This is a genomic window from Pseudomonas viridiflava (genome assembly GCF_003702045.1).
GTDB lineage: Bacteria > Pseudomonadota > Gammaproteobacteria > Pseudomonadales > Pseudomonadaceae > Aquipseudomonas > Aquipseudomonas viridiflava_C.
On sequence record NZ_RBTP01000006.1, the window covers coordinates 1 to 15,805 of the forward strand.

Consider the following 15,805-nt stretch of genomic DNA (forward strand, 5'->3'; position numbering starts at 1 on the left):
GGAGCGATACGTTGAGGAAGGGTATTTGCCGATGGACAACAACGCGGCAGAACGCGCCATTCGCCCCTTCGTGATCGGAAGAAAGAACTGGCTGTTTAGCGACACGCCCAAGGGCGCGACGGCCAGCGCTCAACTGTACAGCCTGGTTGAGACTGCCAAAGCCAACGGCCAGGAGCCCTATGCGTGGCTGCGCCACGCACTTGAACGTTTGCCAATGGCGACATCGGTAGAGGATTACGAAGCCTTGCTGCCGTGGAACTGCGAACCTCGACTTCACAGCTAAGCGCTTTACCTATCTTTAGCCAAGTGAGGTTTATGGAGCGCTTACAATAGCTCGACTATCTGACTTTCAAGCTCTTGTGGATATAAACCTAATTAGTTGATAAAGGTTATATGGCCTTTGCCAGAATTTGAGAGTTGAACAAGCTCAAGCTGAGTTTTACGACCTGCGTTCATGACCGTCAGATTTCCGCCTCCAGCTCGGCAGCTATTCGCAAGCTGATTGAGTTCAAGCTGCGTTTTGCGCGCAGAGTCAACCGTAAACGAAGCGCCCGCGTTAGCGATTTGATTCAATTCCAGCTGCGTAAGTTTTTGACACATGCTCATGGAGTCATTCCTTGATAGTGGGTGAGAGTCGATGGTGGCATATCGCCTTGACAGATGCACGTTTCGGATCAGTTTGTGCGTCAAATCCGCACCATTCGCTTATTTTTTTAAATATCAAAATAAATCTCTATGAAAAAGCACTTATCCCCCTCCCGCCGACGGGCTCTGCGTCCGTTTTTTGTGCAAACCCAGATGCGATGAAAGCAATACTCCAGCCCAAGCCAGCCGTGGGGTTGCGTAGGGGAGCTGCAATTGCACAACGTGCAAGCTTGTGCAGGAAAATGTCAGCGCCTTGCACAGCGAGCGACAGGGCGGTGCAGGCGGGGGCAGTCCTCGGAAGCCCGGCCTGCTTAGGCGAAAAATTGGAAAACCGAGGAATGGGGTGGTTTTCCAAATCGACACCGGTCTCAAAGCTGCGCACCAAGGCATCGGCGGCCAGATTAGATCCAACCTCTACAACTCAAGCAGACCGGGCGGTGTAGCCGCATTCAGGGGGCTTTGGAGATTGCACACGATTGCACGCGCTCGTGACGATCTACAGGCCTTAATGCCTTGCAGTCAGGTTTTCGAAAAAGGGCGTTTTAAATGAGATTGAATCTCAGTTATGGGAGGATGTTTTCAAAAAGAGCGATATTAGCTATATGACCCACGAACCTAGGCTGTAGGCCACGGTTTTACTGGGCTGTGCGTATTACATCGGAAGGTAATATGAAGCGATATGAAAGGTAATATTTTTCTGAAACCCCCGGATTCATTGGGTTTTAGGAAATGAAAATATAGCTTTAGTAAAAGGTAATATTATCGCCTTTGTATCGCTTCAATATTACCTTTGCCCGGAAACGCTGAAAGCCACGGCCTGTAAGGGCTGCAGCCATTTTTCCCGAACCGTATTACTAATATTACCTTTTTTCTGACCCCCCTCAGATTTTGAGCGGGGCACCCTGTACCGAGCGGTTGGCCAGGGTCTCGCGCTACTGCTCATGAGCGTCTGTAGCTGCGGTTGGAGCTCGACGTGGAGCGCGTAAGACAGGCCCGATCGGTGGCCTTGTTACGTGGCTTATTACGTCTGGGGGAAAAAACAAAGGCCTGCATCGCTGCAAGCCTTTGATTTATATGGTGCCGGCACCAGGAGTCGAACCCGGGACCTACTGATTACAAGTCAGTTGCTCTACCAACTGAGCTATACCGGCGTAATGGGCTGCGAGTATATAGAGTCTGATGCGCTTGTAAACCCTAGCTGACTGATTCAGTTGAAAAAAATTGACCATCGGTGCCGCTTGGTGACGGCGTGCAGGATGTCAGCGGTTATGAGTGCAGGACGCTTCCCTGGGTTTTGACGGATTAGGCTGCCTGATGGCGGGGAGAAAGGTGGTTGGGTGTGCTGGTTTGGTCGTTTGTCGGTGACAGCGATTCGGCTGCAGCAAGCGTAGATTTTTAACCTGTTCATGCGAATCAATGGCTTAGGCGGTGGTGGCTGTTCGGAATAACTGAGCGCTCCAAGCGATTCGGCAGCGCTTAGGCCGTTTGCAGGCACAGGGCGCTTTGCATAGGCTTGTTCTCAACGGCCCAAGCCACTGAGTCAGGCGGCGAGGGGCGTTCACTTTTCAGTCCGGGATAAAGGATTATCCGATGAATGATACGAAGGATCGTTGCAGGGTTTCGGGGATGCATTACACCGTAGGCCGGCCATTCACTGAGAAGCGGTTAAGCGATATTGGTAATGACGTGTTGTCCGGCTGGGCAGGCGTCAGGTGATAGAGAGGCTGTGCATTGGCGTCTGAATCGCATGAATGTGCGTCTGGACGCTGATGAAGTCATCACCGAGTCGGGTACGGTCAAGGTCGCTTCGGTGAGCCTGTGACGGTTTCGATGTTTCAAACGATGCCCGGGTCTCAGGATCCGGGCATTTTTTGGTTTGTATCCGGTCTGTAGCATTGCGACTGGAGTTCGGGCGGTTTTGGCCGATATAGCTGTATCAAAATGGCAGTCGGCCATGGACAGCTAGTGCAATGCAGAGAACGCCCACGCATTACGAGCTGCTGAATGTCGCTCGCGATGCCTCTCCTGATCAGATCAAGAAGGCTTATCGCAAGATCGCTCAGAAGCTGCACCCGGACAGGAATTCCGACCCTTACGCTTCGGACATGATGAGCGTCGTCAACGCGTCTCATGATGTGCTGGCGGATGCTGGCAGGCGCGCGGCTTATGACGCGCAGTTGATGGCCGATGAGCAGAAGGCTCGTGAAGAGGCTGCACGCCGCAAGCAGGTGCAGGCGATGCGTGGGCGCGCTGTTCATGTGTATGCCACCGCTTCCGGTGCGGCGTCTGCTGCGCCGCAGCGCCCTGCCTATAGCGGCCCTGAGCGTCGGGCCAATGCTTCGCCCCAACCCACCTATCGTCAGCGTCATGGCAGCCTGTTGCGCTGGGCGACGGTGTTCGTGGTGTTCTGCGCGGGCGGCGCGTGGATGGGGTACGACCCTAACGCGGGCAAGTCTTTCGTGCCGACCGAGTCGGTGCCGGTGGTGCAGCCGTGGGTCAAGCCTGCTGCTTTACCTGTGGTGGAGCCTATCAGCGTGCCTGCACAACCTGCGGATATTGTCGCGTCCGACTGTGAGGTGCCGACGGTTGATCCAATGGGCGAGGCCTGGCCGCAGAAGGCGGGGTATCTGAAGGCGATGCCAACGCTCAAGGACAATGGTTGGTCGCAGATTACCGTCGACAATACGGCGGGCGGTGCGGCGGTTTACGCCAAGGTCACCGATGCGGTGGGGCGCAAGGCGTATCGGCATGCATACATTCCGGTGGGGGCGTCGTTCACGTTTGCGAAGATGGACGCGGGGCTGTACTTGCTCAAGTACAAGATGCTCGATACGGGGTGTGCGTTTGCGTCGGGCCGGATTTTGCTTGAAGAGACGCCGATGGGCAGCCAGATCAAGTCCAGCGCTTTTAAGCTGACACTGCGCAAGTTGCAGGGGCGCAGCGTGCCGTTTACGCGGTTGAAGGATGATCAGTTTTAGCGGGTAGTCGTGTGGGTTCAGGGTTTGCGAATTCGGCAGGACTCTTCAATCGGGCGGCTTTCCGCTTGTTCGCGAATACGGTGTTTCAGGCGCTGGATCTTCTTGGGGAGTGATGACTTTCGCGGACAAGTCCGCTCCCACGGTCAGGCAGTGGATCGGCAAGAGCGATCACCGCTGACCATTTCTCATGCTTTGCAACGTTTTCAGGCCCGTTTTTGAAGGCTTCGTCTCTTTCTTTTGAGAGACATTTCCGAGAGAATCCCGGCCCGCTTGTGCCTTTCGATCTGTGCTTTTAATCTCCGTCCGTCGCTGCCCATCAGCGATGGGGTTTAGTCGCCCGGGTTTGAGTTAAGGCGCATTGCGCTGCTGTTTGATCAGGTGTTTGGCCTGTTCTTTATGGCGGCTGTGCCTAGGGCACCTTCGGGTGCGCCGGTTCTTAGCTCCCGGTCGACTAACCTTCGTACAGCCGCCACCCCTCAATCGTTTAGTCGCGACTAGGTGGCAGCTTCTTTGAGGAGAGCTAAGTATGGTCAAAGTAACCCCCGATCCACCCTCGAAAGCATCCATCCCCACACCCGTCTTCGATCAGGCAGTCGTCAAGCGCGCCCTGGCGCGTTATCTGCCAACCGGTCGGCCCGACAAAGAACCCAGCGAAAGCAGTATCGATTACATCAACCTGGAAGCCACGTTACTGCATGCACTGGATTTTTTGCGCTGCGCCTCCGCAACCGCCTATGAACTGGGCGACGAATTGAACGGGTCACAACGCGACCTTGCGTTTGCCGCCATGCACATGGCCGAAATGGCCAAAGTCATGGTTGAGCGATCACTGGAGTGCATTGAACTCGTCTGAGATTTGGCATCGAATCGGATCGTGCCCGGTGTTGTTACCCGTACACGATCCGGCACCGCAACAGGGCTGTTCCAGAGCCGTTACCAAATCTTTATGCACAATTGCTACATAAAGATTTGCGCACATGCCAGTAAGTGTGCAGTTGTGTGACTTCTGTTGCAAACCACTGTTTTTGTGGGTTCCTGACGAAGTGGGCAGGAAAAATCCGGGGCTTTAGTAACTGGTGCGCCAAGCTTTAACGCGCCATTCAGAATTTTCATCAACAGACTTATCCACAGGATGTTCTGTTGTTTTACATCACACTTTATGGGCCAGTATCAGCAGGTTGCGAGGCGTAAGCCGGCGGTCACAGAACGTCCCCACGCTGACGCGATAACCCTGCTCCTGCACATACAGCGCCCGATCCAGCACCAGCCATACCTCCAGCGAGCGCCGAAACAGGTTTTGCACCAGCTCCAGGTTGCGCACGTTTGCCAGTCGCTGCCAGCCTGCGGCCTCTCGTTCTGTCCAGTCCTGATTGCCGGGCAGGTCGAGGTTCTTCAACTGAGCCAAATGGCGGCAATAGTCCTCATACGGAACCTCAAGCCACGAAACGGGCAGGGACGGTGTGGGCAAATACTCATCAACGCCGCGCAGCGAACGCTGTAGCAGGTCGAACCCCAGCCGCCGCGCCATCGAAGTATCTCGCTGACGACGCACGCGTGCCCCTGCCGTTACGGTTTCACTGAGGGGCAGGCCGAGTTCGTCACGCGACAGCGTAAGCCCGGAGGCCTTGCCCTCGGTGGACAATGGCAGGTAATGGTCGAACCGGGTGCGGTTGTAACAGCAGGGCGCAATGGCCATGTGTTGGCAGCCGGTCTGGCTGGCCAGCTGCATCAATTGCACGTGCAGGTCGCCGCAGGCATGTAACGCGACCGGCGTGTGATGTGGCTGCAGCCTGCGCCAGGCGTCGTCGGCCATGACGTCTTGCTGCACATGCTCGGCGTCCAGGCCGTGGCGAGCGCTCAGTGCAAGGCCCGCCTCGATCAGTGCCGGGTCGCGCTCAAGGCAGGTCAATTGCTGGCCGCGACCGATCAGGCGTCGTCCCAGATGACCCTTGCCCGCGCACCAGTCCAGCCAATGGGTGCCGGGCGCTCGGGTATCCAGATGACGAGCGAAGGCTTCAATCTGTTGCCACTTGCGGCCCGGCACGTCGACACTCATGCGTGGCTCTACCGAGGCAAGCGGGTACGCAGGCGTTTCGCCAATGTGGCTCAGCGCGGCGGCCTCGGCGGCCAGGGCGGCAAACGGGTAGGGCGCGTCGAGCTGTTCCGGGTCCAGGTGCGCTGTTTCGGCCTGTTCAAGGCTGCGTTGGCGCAGCCAGTGCGCGAGCTCCGGGTACTGCGCTTCCCACGGCAGTTGCAGGCGGGTGAAGGGTCTGGGTCGCCATAACCCTTGATGCGCGAACAGGAAGCTGTCCAGCGCATTGAAATGGCTGCGCAGCTGTTCAGTGTGCAAGCAAGGTTCAGTGGTCATGGTCGGCGGCTTCGCGAGAGAGGGGCGGCCGGGTAAAAGCCAGCCCCCTTCATATCAGCGGCCTTGGCTCGCGTCTACGCGCAACAGCTTTTCCAGCAGGCGGAAGCCTTGCACCAGCACAAACGCCATGACGAGGTAGAACATGCCTGCGGCAAAGAAGATCTCCACCGGCATGTAGGTGCGAGCAATGATCGTGCGTGCCATGCCGGTCAATTCCAGCAGGGTAACGGTGCTGGCCAGGGCGCTGGCCTTGAGCATCAGGATCACTTCGTTGCTGTAGGCGGGAAGGCCGATGCGGGCTGCGCGGGGCAGAACGATGTAGAACAACGCCTTCCACTTCGACATGCCCAACGCTCGTGCAGCTTCGACCTCGCCGGGCGGCACCGCCTGGATCGCACCGCGCAGGATCTCGGCAATGTAGGCGGCCGTGTGCAGCGTCATGGTGATGACGGCACACCAGAACGGATCACGCAGGTAAGGCCACAGCGAGCTTTGGCGAACGGCATCGAATTGCGCCAGGCCGTAGTAGACCAGAAACAGCTGCACCAGCAGCGGCGTGCCACGGAAGAAGAAAATGTAGGTATAGGGCAGGGCGCGTACCGGCCAGTGCCGTGAAGCACGGGCAATGCCCATCGGGATTGCCAGAATCAGGCCGGCAATGACCGCGATCGCTACCAGCTCCAGCGTCAGGGTAGCGCCCTGAGCCAGACGCGGCAGCCATTTGATGATGACTTCCCAGTTCATGATGCGCTCCTCGCAAAGCCGCGACCGGCGCGTTTTTCAAGGAAGTACATGCCGATCATCGCCAGCACGGTCAGGCCCAGGTACATCACGGCAGCAACCATATAGAAGGTGAACGCTTCCTTTGTGAAGCCCACGGCGATTTGCGCGTGGCGCATGATTTCTTCCAGGCCGATCACCGACACCAGCGCGGTGTCTTTCATCAGGATCATGAACAGGTTGCCCAGCCCGGGCAGGGCGATGCGCCACATCTGCGGCAGGATCAGCTTGTAAAGAATGCGCGAGCGCGACATGCCCAGCGCAAGGCCTGCTTCGCGGTGTCCTTTCGGAATGGCCAGAATCGCGCCGCGAAACACTTCGGTGGCGTACGCGCCGAAGCACAGCCCCAGTGCGATGACGCCCGCCGCGAACGCGCTCAGGGCCAGGTCAGGCTTGCCGAACAACTCGCCTAGCGCGCGCATGCCATTGACGGTGCCGAAGTAGATCAGCAACACCCAGAGCAGTTCGGGAACGCCGCGTACGAGGGTTGAATAGGCACCGCCGAGCCATTGCAGGGGCTTGAAAGGCGAGGTTTTGGCCAGAGCGCCGAGCAGCCCGAGCGCAAGCCCGAGGCACAGGGCTGAAAGTGCAAGCTGGACGGTCATCAGCGCGCCAGCCGCCAGGGCCGGGCCGAATCCGTGTAGATCAATGTTCATGGGCAGGCTTTGTCAGGACCGGTCGCCGCGCCTCGGTGAGAGGTGGCGGCGACGCTGTCGGGTGAATCAGAGAATGCTGAAAGGGAAATACTTATCGTTGATCTTCTTGTAGGTGCCGTCAGCGATGATTTCTTTCAGTGCAGTGTTCAGGCGCTCACGCAGCGGGTCGCCTTTGCGCACAGCGATACCGATCTTGTCGTTCTGCTCGACAGGCTCGCCCTTGAACTCGAAGTTCTTGCCGGCGTCGCTTTTCAGCCATTCGTAGCTGACGTATTTGTCGGCCAGCATGGCGTCGACGCGGCCGGACACCAGATCAAGGAAGGCATTTTCCTGAGTGTCGTACAGCTTGGCGTCAAGGATGCCCAGCTTGTCTTCCAGCCACGTGGCGGCCAGTGTCGAGCGCTGTGCGCCGATGGCCTTGCCTTCAAGGCTCTCTTTAGCCTTCTCGATCGAGGAAACGTCGATGGAGGTGGTTTTCGGGGCGATGAACTGCAGCTTGTTCGAGTAGTACGGGTCAGTGAAATCCACCACCTGCTTGCGCTCTTCTGTGATGGACAGCGAGGAGATCAGGAAGTCGAACTTCTGCGCGTTCAGGGCCGGGATGATGCCGTCCCAGTCAGAGGTCACCACTTGGCACTCGGCTTTGAGCTTGGCACACAGGGCCTGGCCGATCTCGTAGTCGAAGCCAACCACCTGACCGCTCGCGTCCTTGTTATTGAACGGCGGGTAGGCCGCTTCGATACCCATTTTCAAGGTTTCGGCAAAAGCACTGGTCGTGAAAGCCAGGGTGGCAGCTGCGACCAGCAAGATCTTTTTATACGTCTGCATGGATGTTGCTCCGTTAGCGGTGACTCGACATGAATTGTTTACACCTTACCGACAGCGGGCTCTCGAACACTTGCTGCGGTGTGCCCTGTTCTTCGACCAGTCCTTGATGCAAAAACACGACTTCACTTGAAACCTGACGTGCAAAATTCATTTCGTGAGTCACCAGCAGCATAGTGCGGCCTTCCTCGGCCAATGCGCGGATGACGTTGAGCACTTCCTGAACCATTTCCGGGTCGAGTGCCGACGTCGGCTCGTCGAATAGAATGACTTTAGGCTGCATGGCCAGCGTACGTGCGATGGCCGCACGCTGTTGCTGGCCACCTGACAGTTGCGCCGGATAGGCATGACGCTTGTCGGCGATACCCACCTTGGCCAGCAGCGCCTCGGCGACTTCAATGGCTTCGGCCTTGCTTTGGCCGAGGACACGGCGTGGGGCTTCGATAATGTTGTCGAGCACGCTCATGTGCGGCCACAGGTTGAAGTTCTGGAACACGAAACCGATCTCGCTGCGCAGGCGGTTGATCTGCTTGTTGTCAGCGGCAATCAGTTCGCCATTGCGGGCGGCCTTGAGCTTGAGCTCTTCACCCGCCACCAGGATCTGGCCCTGATGTGGGTTTTCCAGCAGGTTGATACAGCGCAGCAAGGTGGATTTGCCGGAGCCGGATGAACCCAGAATCGAGATAACGTCACCGTCATGCGCGGTCAGCGAGATGCCCTTGAGCACCTCCAGCTGGTCGTAGCGCTTGTGCAGGTTGCGGATTTCCAGGGCGGGCGTGGCCTCAGCCATGTGGGGTCCTCATTGATAGGTGCGCTCATTCTGCTGGCGAGCGCCAAGCTAGCACAGCGTTTAAAAGACAACCATCTGCGTGCGAAGGTCAATGTGACAGTGTTTTACGGGGCATCCTGTCGCGGCGGATTGTCGTAAAACAGCGCGCAGGACTGTGCCTTGAGTAGATGCTCAGGGAGCGTGTGCGCGAAAAAGGCGCGAATGTTGCCAGCTTTGACCGGGTGTTGGAAGCAGCTTTTGCTAAGTGGCGCCCTGCTTTTGCACCATGTTCGATCTTTTCGATGGGTAGTGTGCATTTTCGGTGCATGCCATTCGCCGATTTTTGAGGCGTTAGGTAACACGTCGCTGCTTATAGCCCAAAAACACACGCTGTCCACTTTGACCTATTCGGCTGTAGCCCCGGTGTACCAAGGGCGACGTCGTTTTTGAAATATTTTGGCGCATTTCTTGCGTCAATAATAAAGAACGGCACCGTTGCTTTCTTTTTACGAGCCGCTTCGGTGTGCCTCGCTCGTCTTGCACAGGTGGTTTTATGAGCAGTACCGCTAATTCTTCCGAGCTCGAACAAGGGCTGAAACCTCGACACATCACCATGCTGTCGATTGCCGGCGTCATCGGTGCCGGGTTGTTCGTAGGCTCCGGTCACGCCATTGCCGAAGCCGGGCCTGCCGTGCTGTTGGCTTATGCCGCCGCGGGTACGCTGGTGGTGCTGGTGATGCGCATGCTGGCTGAGATGGCTGTTGCCTCCCCTGACACCGGTTCATTCTCGACTTACGCCGACCGCGCCATTGGGCACTGGGCCGGTTTCACCATTGGCTATCTGTATTGGTGGTTCTGGGTGCTGGTGATTCCATTGGAAGCCAGTGCGGCGGCGACTATCCTGCATGCCTGGTTCCCGGACATCGCCATCTGGATGTTCACGCTGGTCATCACGCTGCTGCTGACGGCCACCAACCTGTTCAGTGTGAAGAACTACGGCGAGTTTGAGTTCTGGTTCGCGCTGATCAAGGTCGTGGCGATCATTGCGTTCGTGGTGCTGGGTATTGCAGCCATTTTTGGCCTGTTACCCACCAGTAACGTCAGCGGTGTCAGCCATCTGTTCGACACCGGCGGCTTCCTGCCCAATGGCATGGGCGCTGTGCTGGCAGCGATGCTGACGACTATGTTCTCGTTCATGGGCACTGAAATCGTGACCATTGCGGCCGCCGAGTCCAAGAATCCGGGCAAGCAGATCACCAAGGCCACCAATTCGGTGATCTGGCGGATCTTTCTGTTTTATCTGGTTTCGATTTTCATCGTCGTGTCGCTGGTGCCATGGAACGATCCGCGTCTGGCGCAGGTGGGCTCGTACCAGACCGTACTGGACGCGATGGGCATTCCCAACGCCAAGCTGATCGTTGATCTGGTGGTGCTCGTGGCTGTGACCAGTTGCCTCAACTCGGCGCTGTACACGGCTTCGCGCATGCTGTTCTCGCTGGGCAAGCGCGGTGATGCGCCAGCCCTGTCCAAGCGCACCAGCAAGGGCGGTACGCCGTACTGGGCGGTGCTGCTGTCCACAGGCGCTGCGTTCCTGACGGTGTTCGCCAACTACATCGCGCCTGCTGCAGTGTTCGACTTCCTGCTGGCCAGCTCGGGTGCCATCGCCTTGTTGGTGTATCTGGTGATCGCCGTTTCGCAACTGCGCATGCGTCAGAAGCGTGTTGCAGCGGGCGAGCCCATCGACTTCAAGATGTGGCTGTTTCCGTGGCTGACCTGGTTGGCGATCGCGTTCATCGTTGCGGTGTTGACGATCATGCTGATTCAGGAAGAACACCGCCTGGAAATCGTGGCGACCGGCGTGCTCAGTCTGCTGATCGTATCCGCTGGCCTGATCGTCTCCCGACGCCGCAAGACGGGTCGGATCGGGGCTGCTGCGCTGGGGTAAGATCTGTGGGATATCTGTAGGAGCGGACCGGGCGGCGCTCCGCTTGTCCGCGAATGCTGTATTTCAGCCGCTGAATCTTTGCTGGCTGTATGGCTTCTTCGCGGACAAGTCCGCTCCTACGGGCCGGCGCAGGTTGTCAGCGCATGGCCTTGGCGTCGCGCTTCATCAGTAAGTCCGACGCCATCTGGAAGTCTGCCTGGAAAGCCTTGCCTTCGACCCACTCCACGGCGGTGTCTTCGTCTTCGTTGTGATGGATGGCGCGGTAGGTGATGAGCAGGCCCATCATGAAGTCGGTCGCTTCCTCTTCGTCCTCTTCCGAAACCACCAGTGCCAGCACCGGGTATTGCAGGAACACCAGGCACATCGCCAACTGGCTGATGGCCTCGGCAGCTTTCATGGTGTCGAACAGGTCTTCATAGTCGGCCGGTTCGAAGCCGTTCTCAACGATGTCCTTGAAGTCGAATGTACTCATGTCCAGCAGCACATCGTCGAATGGCTGGTTGACCAGTGCCGAGGCGAATACTGGATGCACGACGCTGGTCGAGGACTTCCCGGAGCGATTCTGCTTGGCCTTGATCTTTGCGCGCTTGGCACGTTTTTGTTGCTTGTCTGGCGAGGCCATGAGGCGGTCCTTTATCAGGCGAGAAGGGCAATGGCGGCTATTGAAGCGCAGGACGCCTGAATAGCCAAGGCCGACCTGTTGAGAAGAACCTTTGAAGGGGTGTCTTGAGAGCAGAAATACAAAAAGCCCGCAGTGCGCGGGCTTTGATTGTAGCGGTACAGCCAGCGGTCACTTTTTCCCGGTTTTGGAAAATGCTTCCGCCTCATCCATGCGATTGGCAAACATGCTGACCGCCTCGACAGCATCGCTCGCGCCGTCGCGGATCTGGACGATCACCTGACCTGCCTGATCAGCCAGCGTCACACCCCGATTGGCGCCTTCCTGAGTTGCGCTCATGCTTGCTACGGCCTCGCGTGTTTCGGCCAGAATCTTGCCGATCATATCGGCAATTTCCGTGGTCGAGCCGCTGGTGCGTCCTGCCAGTTGCCGCACTTCGTCGGCAACCACCGCAAAGCCACGACCCTGATCGCCCGCCCGCGCCGCTTCGATGGCTGCGTTGAGTGCCAGCAGATTAGTCTGGTCGGCAATGCCGCGAATGGTGTTGACGATGGCTGTGATCTGCTCCGAGCGATCTCCCAGTTGACCGACCAGCCTGGCTGACGCGCCAATGTTTTCTGCAATCTGGCGCATCTCGCGTGCGGTTTCCTGGATCACCAGCGTGCCCTGCTCGGCGACTTTCTCGGTTTCAGCCGAAATGTGGTACGCCTTGGAAGCACCGTGCGCGTCCGCTTCCTGCTTTTCGACTTTGTTTGTAATGTCGCTGGCGAACTTCACGATCTTGTACAGCTTGCCGTCGACGTCATAGACCGGGTTGTAGGTCGCTTCCAGCCAGACCACTCGACTCTGTTTGCCGAGGCGCTTGAACTGGCCGCCTACGAACTCGCCGTGGTTGAGCTTGCGCCAGAATTCGGTGTACTCGGCGCTGTTGACGAAAGAAGGCTCACAGAAGGTCTTGTGGTGTTTGCCTTTGATGTCGCTCAAGGCATAGCCCATGACATGCAGAAAGTTGTCGTTGGCCGTAAGCACATGGCCTGCAGGGTCGAACTCGCAGACCGCCATCGCCCGGTCCACTGCCGTAATCTTGCTGTGCGTTTCGTTCTCCAGCATGACCCTTTGGGTAACGTCCAGCGCATACTTGACCACTTTGATGACTTTGCCCTGTCCGTCGACCACAGGGTTGTAGCTGGCTTCCAACCAAACACTTTTCCCGCTTTTGCCAACGCGTTTGAACGTGCCGGAAATGAATTTGCCCGCCCGCAATGCTGCCCATAGGTCAGCATATTCCCGGCTGCGCGCCAGTTCGGGTTCGCAGAAATCGCGATGGGTCTTGCCGGGAAGTTCATCCGACCGATAGCCCATTGCTGCAAGGAAGTTGTCGTTGGCGCGCAGGATCTTTCCATCAAGATCCAGCTCGACCACCGCCATTGATTTTTCAAGTGCGCCCATCAGTCCTTTTGCGCTATCTACTTCTGCCTTCATGGCTGCCAGTTCGTTTTTGCTTTTGTTCCCGAACATAACCTGCCGCCTTTGGTGTTGTTTTACGAAATTCTCGTCATCAGGCTATCGACAACAAAGATGAAGGCATTAGGGCGTTATGAGCTGAAATATGAATGGGCGGCCAGGCTCAGGTGCTGGCGTTATTGCCGAACGCGATCTTTGAATAACGCGATGCGCAGAAAGCACTGCGTTGGGTGTTTGGGGGCTTTGAAGTGGACTGTATAACGATGCGATGCGATGCGATGCGATGCGTGTGCAGGGAAGGGAATCGCCAAACGCCGGACAAAGAAAAGCCCGCGATGGGGGAGCGGGCTTAAGGATTCACACTTGGGAGCAGCTCTACAATGGCTTATCGGCTGTGAAAACTTTGTGAAGAAAACAGGCTGTTTTTACTTTTTTTCAGGGCTCTGAATCGTGTTGGTCACTTCGGAGCTGGGCACGAAGGTTTTCGACTCTTCAGCCGCCGCTTCCTTGGACGCAGCCTTGTCTTTGGCGGCTTCGGCGTTTTCTTTCGCCGCGTCGTTCACCTTGGCCTGAGCCGATTCCATCTTCTGCTGAGCGTTTTCCTGATGCGCCTGAGCGTCTTGGGCTTTCTGCTCGGACTTGCTGTCGCAGGCAGCGAGGCCAAGGGTGGCAGCGATGACGAGGGCGGAGGCGGTAAACTTGAGCACAGGATTTTTCCCTTTGAAAACAAATGTATGGATTCGAGGGGGCGGCTGGGGGATTAGTTCAATGGGGTTGCCTCGCTCAAAGTTTGAGGCGTGCAGAGGGGGCAGCCTTGGTGGCTGTGGAGTCCCGCTTTGATTCCACGCGAGTGAGTCTGACCTGAATATCGGCCATTTGGATTCATGCATCAAGAAATGCGAGCAAGCGGAATCGTGGTACAGGAAATGTCAGATCGGCATTCAATCGAGCGATAGGCCGCCGTATGCCTCGAGAGGTAGTCATCGACTGTTATTGAGTTGGGTTGAGCAGGTGGTCGGTGGTAAATCCCGGACAACAAAAAACCCGCACTAGGCGGGTTTCTTGGGTGTTTTCAGGTGTGCTTGGCATCACCTGAAAACGGAAGGTGGTGCCCAGAGACGGAATCGAACCGCCGACACGGGGATTTTCAATCCCCTGCTCTACCGACTGAGCTATCTGGGCAACGGGGCGCATTAAACGTGTTTTTCAGGAGGTCGTCAAGCGTGTTATCAAAAAATATTGAATTATTACCGACGCTTACGACCTTCACTGCGTGAAACGCTTTATTTCTCGGGCGGAACGTAGCCTTCGGCCTGGGCGTATTCTTCGCCGGACAGGAACTTGTCCATCTCGGTCTGGAGGAATTTGCGGTCCTCGGCGTTCATCATGTTCAGGCGACGCTCGTTGATCAGCAGGGTCTGGTGTTTCTGCCAGTCGGCCCAGGCTTTCTGAGAGACGTGGTTGAAGATGTCTTCGCCCTTGGCACCCGGATAAGGGGCGCGTTCCAGGCCTGGCAGTTCTTCTTTGTACTTGCGGCACATTACGGTGCGGGTCATGACGATTCTCCTGCATTCAATACGTCGGCTGCGCGTTTGAGCAGCTTTTTCACCGGGGCGGCAAGGCCCAGGCGCGGCGGGGTGGCGAGGTTATACCAGAGCCAGTCGGCCTCGGCCACGTGATCGGCCGACTCCTGAACCTGTACCAGCCAGGGTTCGATGCTCAACTGGAAATGGCTGAAGGTGTGGATCAGGCCGGGCAGTTCGTGATGCTTGCCCAGCTCCAGCGCATGTTGCGTTGCCAGATGCTGCACGTCGTCGAAGTGATCGAGTTCCGGCAGGCTCCACAAACCGCCCCACAGCCCACTGGACGGGCGGCGATAAAGCAGAATCGCGCCATCGCCGTTGGCGAATATCGGCATGAGGGTGCGTTTCAGCGGCACGGTCTTGCGTGGCTTGGGGATCGGGTAACGGGTTTCCATGCCCAGCATGTGCGCCTGGCAGCCGCGTTCAAGCGGGCAGAGCAGGCAGCTGGGCTTGCTGCGGGTGCAGAGGGTCGCGCCCAGGTCCATCATCGCCTGGGTGTAATTGTTCACGCGGGTATGGGGCGTGAAGCGTTCTGCGGTGGCCCACAATTGCTTGGCGACCTTTGGCTCGCCCGGATACCCTTCTTGCGCCGTGAAGCGCGCCAGAACGCGTTTGACGTTGCCGTCCAGAATCGCTGCGCGCATGCCCATGCTCAGGCTGGCAATGGCGCCTGCGGTGGACAGGCCGATGCCGGGCAGTTCGGTGAGCTGTTCGACATCGCGGGGAAACTCGCCGCCGTGTTCGGCCACGACAATGCGGGCAGTCTTTTGCAGATTGCGAGCGCGGGTGTAGTAGCCAAGGCCTGTCCACAGGTGCAGCACTTCATCTTCCGGCGCTTCAGCCAGGGCCTGCACAGTGGGCAGGGCCTCCATGAAGCGGTCGAAGTAGTTCAGCACGGTGCTGACCTGGGTCTGTTGCAGCATGATTTCCGACACCCAGACCCGATACGGCGTGATGCCTTGCTGCCAGGGCAGATCGTGTCGGCCGTGGCGGTCGTACCAATCCAGGACTGCGCTGGAAAATTGCTCGGGTTGCATCGCCTGATGGGCTCCTGTGAAACAGCTCGTTACCTGGTGAAATGCGGGTAGATGTAGGAGCGCGCTTGCCCGCGACAGCGTCCATTCAGTCACTCATGGGCCGCCTGATATGTCGCATCGCGGGCAAGCGCGCTCC

15 protein-coding genes, 2 tRNA genes and 1 pseudogene are annotated in these 15,805 nt (G+C 57.5%); 4 read left to right on the forward strand and 14 right to left on the reverse strand.

The annotated features are described in order from the left end of the window. Positions 1–283: transposase domain-containing protein (locus tag ALP40_RS01255; protein ID WP_147478285.1), on the forward strand; the 283-nt coding region annotated here is incomplete at its 5' end. 92 nt (positions 284–375) lie between these two features. Here ALP40_RS01255 and ALP40_RS01260 read toward each other — a convergent pair. Both ALP40_RS01260 and ALP40_RS01275 read right to left on the reverse strand, forming a co-directional pair. Beyond that, the gene (locus tag ALP40_RS01260) at positions 376–606 is read right to left on the reverse strand and encodes a hypothetical protein (protein ID WP_122206508.1); all 231 of its coding nucleotides are present in this window, start codon (positions 604–606) and stop codon (positions 376–378) included. Between the two features lie 1,114 nt (positions 607–1,720). Then, a tRNA-Thr gene (locus ALP40_RS01275) sits at positions 1,721–1,796 on the reverse strand. A gap of 819 nt (positions 1,797–2,615) precedes the next feature. Here ALP40_RS01275 and ALP40_RS01280 point away from each other — a divergent pair. After that, positions 2,616–3,623, forward strand: a complete 1,008-nt coding sequence (locus ALP40_RS01280; RefSeq protein WP_122206510.1) for a J domain-containing protein — start codon at positions 2,616–2,618, stop codon at positions 3,621–3,623. 526 nt (positions 3,624–4,149) lie between these two features. Beyond that, the gene (locus tag ALP40_RS01285; protein ID WP_122206511.1) at positions 4,150–4,476 is read left to right on the forward strand and encodes a DUF6124 family protein; all 327 of its coding nucleotides are present in this window, start codon (positions 4,150–4,152) and stop codon (positions 4,474–4,476) included. A gap of 297 nt (positions 4,477–4,773) precedes the next feature. Here ALP40_RS01285 and ALP40_RS01290 read toward each other — a convergent pair whose 3' ends face one another. From ALP40_RS01290 to ALP40_RS01310, 5 genes are all read right to left on the reverse strand, one after another. Continuing rightward, positions 4,774–5,991: a methyltransferase gene (locus ALP40_RS01290; RefSeq protein ID WP_122206512.1), complete on the reverse strand. Its 1,218-nt coding sequence runs from the start codon at positions 5,989–5,991 to the stop codon at positions 4,774–4,776. A 54-nt stretch (positions 5,992–6,045) separates the two neighbouring features. Next, entirely contained in the window at positions 6,046–6,735 is a 690-nt protein-coding gene (locus tag ALP40_RS01295; RefSeq protein ID WP_122206513.1) for an ABC transporter permease, read from the reverse strand. Continuing rightward, complete coding sequence (locus ALP40_RS01300) at positions 6,732–7,427, reverse strand: ABC transporter permease (RefSeq protein WP_122206514.1); 696 nt, start codon at positions 7,425–7,427, stop codon at positions 6,732–6,734. Before ALP40_RS01300 ends, ALP40_RS01295 begins: the two co-directional genes overlap by 4 nt. Positions 7,428–7,493: 66 nt before the next feature. Further along, the gene (locus tag ALP40_RS01305) at positions 7,494–8,255 is read right to left on the reverse strand and encodes an ABC transporter substrate-binding protein (protein WP_122206515.1); all 762 of its coding nucleotides are present in this window, start codon (positions 8,253–8,255) and stop codon (positions 7,494–7,496) included. Between the two features lie 13 nt (positions 8,256–8,268). Next, the gene (locus ALP40_RS01310) at positions 8,269–9,042 is read right to left on the reverse strand and encodes an ABC transporter ATP-binding protein (protein ID WP_122206516.1); all 774 of its coding nucleotides are present in this window, start codon (positions 9,040–9,042) and stop codon (positions 8,269–8,271) included. Positions 9,043–9,574: 532 nt separating this feature from the next. Here ALP40_RS01310 and gabP point away from each other — a divergent pair. Beyond that, positions 9,575–10,966, forward strand: a complete 1,392-nt coding sequence (gene gabP, locus ALP40_RS01315) for a GABA permease (RefSeq protein ID WP_122206517.1) — start codon at positions 9,575–9,577, stop codon at positions 10,964–10,966. A 136-nt stretch (positions 10,967–11,102) separates the two neighbouring features. On the opposite strand, the gene ALP40_RS01320 is transcribed toward gabP, so the two are convergent. The 7 genes and pseudogenes from ALP40_RS01320 to mutY all read right to left on the reverse strand — a co-directional run bounded on the left by ALP40_RS01320 (position 11,103) and on the right by mutY (position 15,669). Continuing rightward, positions 11,103–11,588 (reverse strand): hypothetical protein, encoded by a 486-nt coding sequence (locus ALP40_RS01320; protein WP_122206518.1) that lies wholly within the window; start codon positions 11,586–11,588, stop codon positions 11,103–11,105. Positions 11,589–11,756: 168 nt separating this feature from the next. Further along, entirely contained in the window at positions 11,757–12,242 is a 486-nt protein-coding gene (locus ALP40_RS25990) for a methyl-accepting chemotaxis protein (protein WP_409077493.1), read from the reverse strand. 84 nt (positions 12,243–12,326) lie between these two features. Beyond that, positions 12,327–13,103 (reverse strand): annotated as a pseudogene (locus ALP40_RS25995) (PAS domain-containing protein); the annotation flags it as partial. Between the two features lie 371 nt (positions 13,104–13,474). After that, positions 13,475–13,756 (reverse strand): hypothetical protein, encoded by a 282-nt coding sequence (locus tag ALP40_RS01330; RefSeq protein ID WP_122206520.1) that lies wholly within the window; start codon positions 13,754–13,756, stop codon positions 13,475–13,477. Positions 13,757–14,155: 399 nt separating this feature from the next. Further along, positions 14,156–14,231, reverse strand: a tRNA-Phe gene (locus tag ALP40_RS01335). Between the two features lie 101 nt (positions 14,232–14,332). Then, positions 14,333–14,605, reverse strand: a complete 273-nt coding sequence (locus ALP40_RS01340; protein WP_002555777.1) for an oxidative damage protection protein — start codon at positions 14,603–14,605, stop codon at positions 14,333–14,335. Beyond that, the gene (gene mutY / locus ALP40_RS01345; RefSeq protein ID WP_122206521.1) at positions 14,602–15,669 is read right to left on the reverse strand and encodes an A/G-specific adenine glycosylase; all 1,068 of its coding nucleotides are present in this window, start codon (positions 15,667–15,669) and stop codon (positions 14,602–14,604) included. The genes ALP40_RS01340 and mutY overlap by 4 nt, the downstream gene beginning before the upstream one ends. Positions 15,670–15,805 lie beyond the last annotated feature (136 nt).

Coding starts and splice junctions, on each gene's coding strand:
- ALP40_RS01260 (WP_122206508.1), bottom strand. CDS start 606: ATGAGCATGTGTCAAAAACTTACGCAGCTGGAATTGAATCAAATCGCT.
- ALP40_RS01280 (WP_122206510.1), top strand. CDS start 2,616: ATGCAGAGAACGCCCACGCATTACGAGCTGCTGAATGTCGCTCGCGAT.
- ALP40_RS01285 (WP_122206511.1), top strand. CDS start 4,150: ATGGTCAAAGTAACCCCCGATCCACCCTCGAAAGCATCCATCCCCACA.
- ALP40_RS01290 (WP_122206512.1), bottom strand. CDS start 5,991: ATGACCACTGAACCTTGCTTGCACACTGAACAGCTGCGCAGCCATTTC.
- ALP40_RS01295 (WP_122206513.1), bottom strand. CDS start 6,735: ATGAACTGGGAAGTCATCATCAAATGGCTGCCGCGTCTGGCTCAGGGC.
- ALP40_RS01300 (WP_122206514.1), bottom strand. CDS start 7,427: ATGAACATTGATCTACACGGATTCGGCCCGGCCCTGGCGGCTGGCGCG.
- ALP40_RS01305 (WP_122206515.1), bottom strand. CDS start 8,255: ATGCAGACGTATAAAAAGATCTTGCTGGTCGCAGCTGCCACCCTGGCT.
- ALP40_RS01310 (WP_122206516.1), bottom strand. CDS start 9,042: ATGGCTGAGGCCACGCCCGCCCTGGAAATCCGCAACCTGCACAAGCGC.
- gabP (WP_122206517.1), top strand. CDS start 9,575: ATGAGCAGTACCGCTAATTCTTCCGAGCTCGAACAAGGGCTGAAACCT.
- ALP40_RS01320 (WP_122206518.1), bottom strand. CDS start 11,588: ATGGCCTCGCCAGACAAGCAACAAAAACGTGCCAAGCGCGCAAAGATC.
- ALP40_RS01340 (WP_002555777.1), bottom strand. CDS start 14,605: ATGACCCGCACCGTAATGTGCCGCAAGTACAAAGAAGAACTGCCAGGC.
- mutY (WP_122206521.1), bottom strand. CDS start 15,669: ATGCAACCCGAGCAATTTTCCAGCGCAGTCCTGGATTGGTACGACCGC.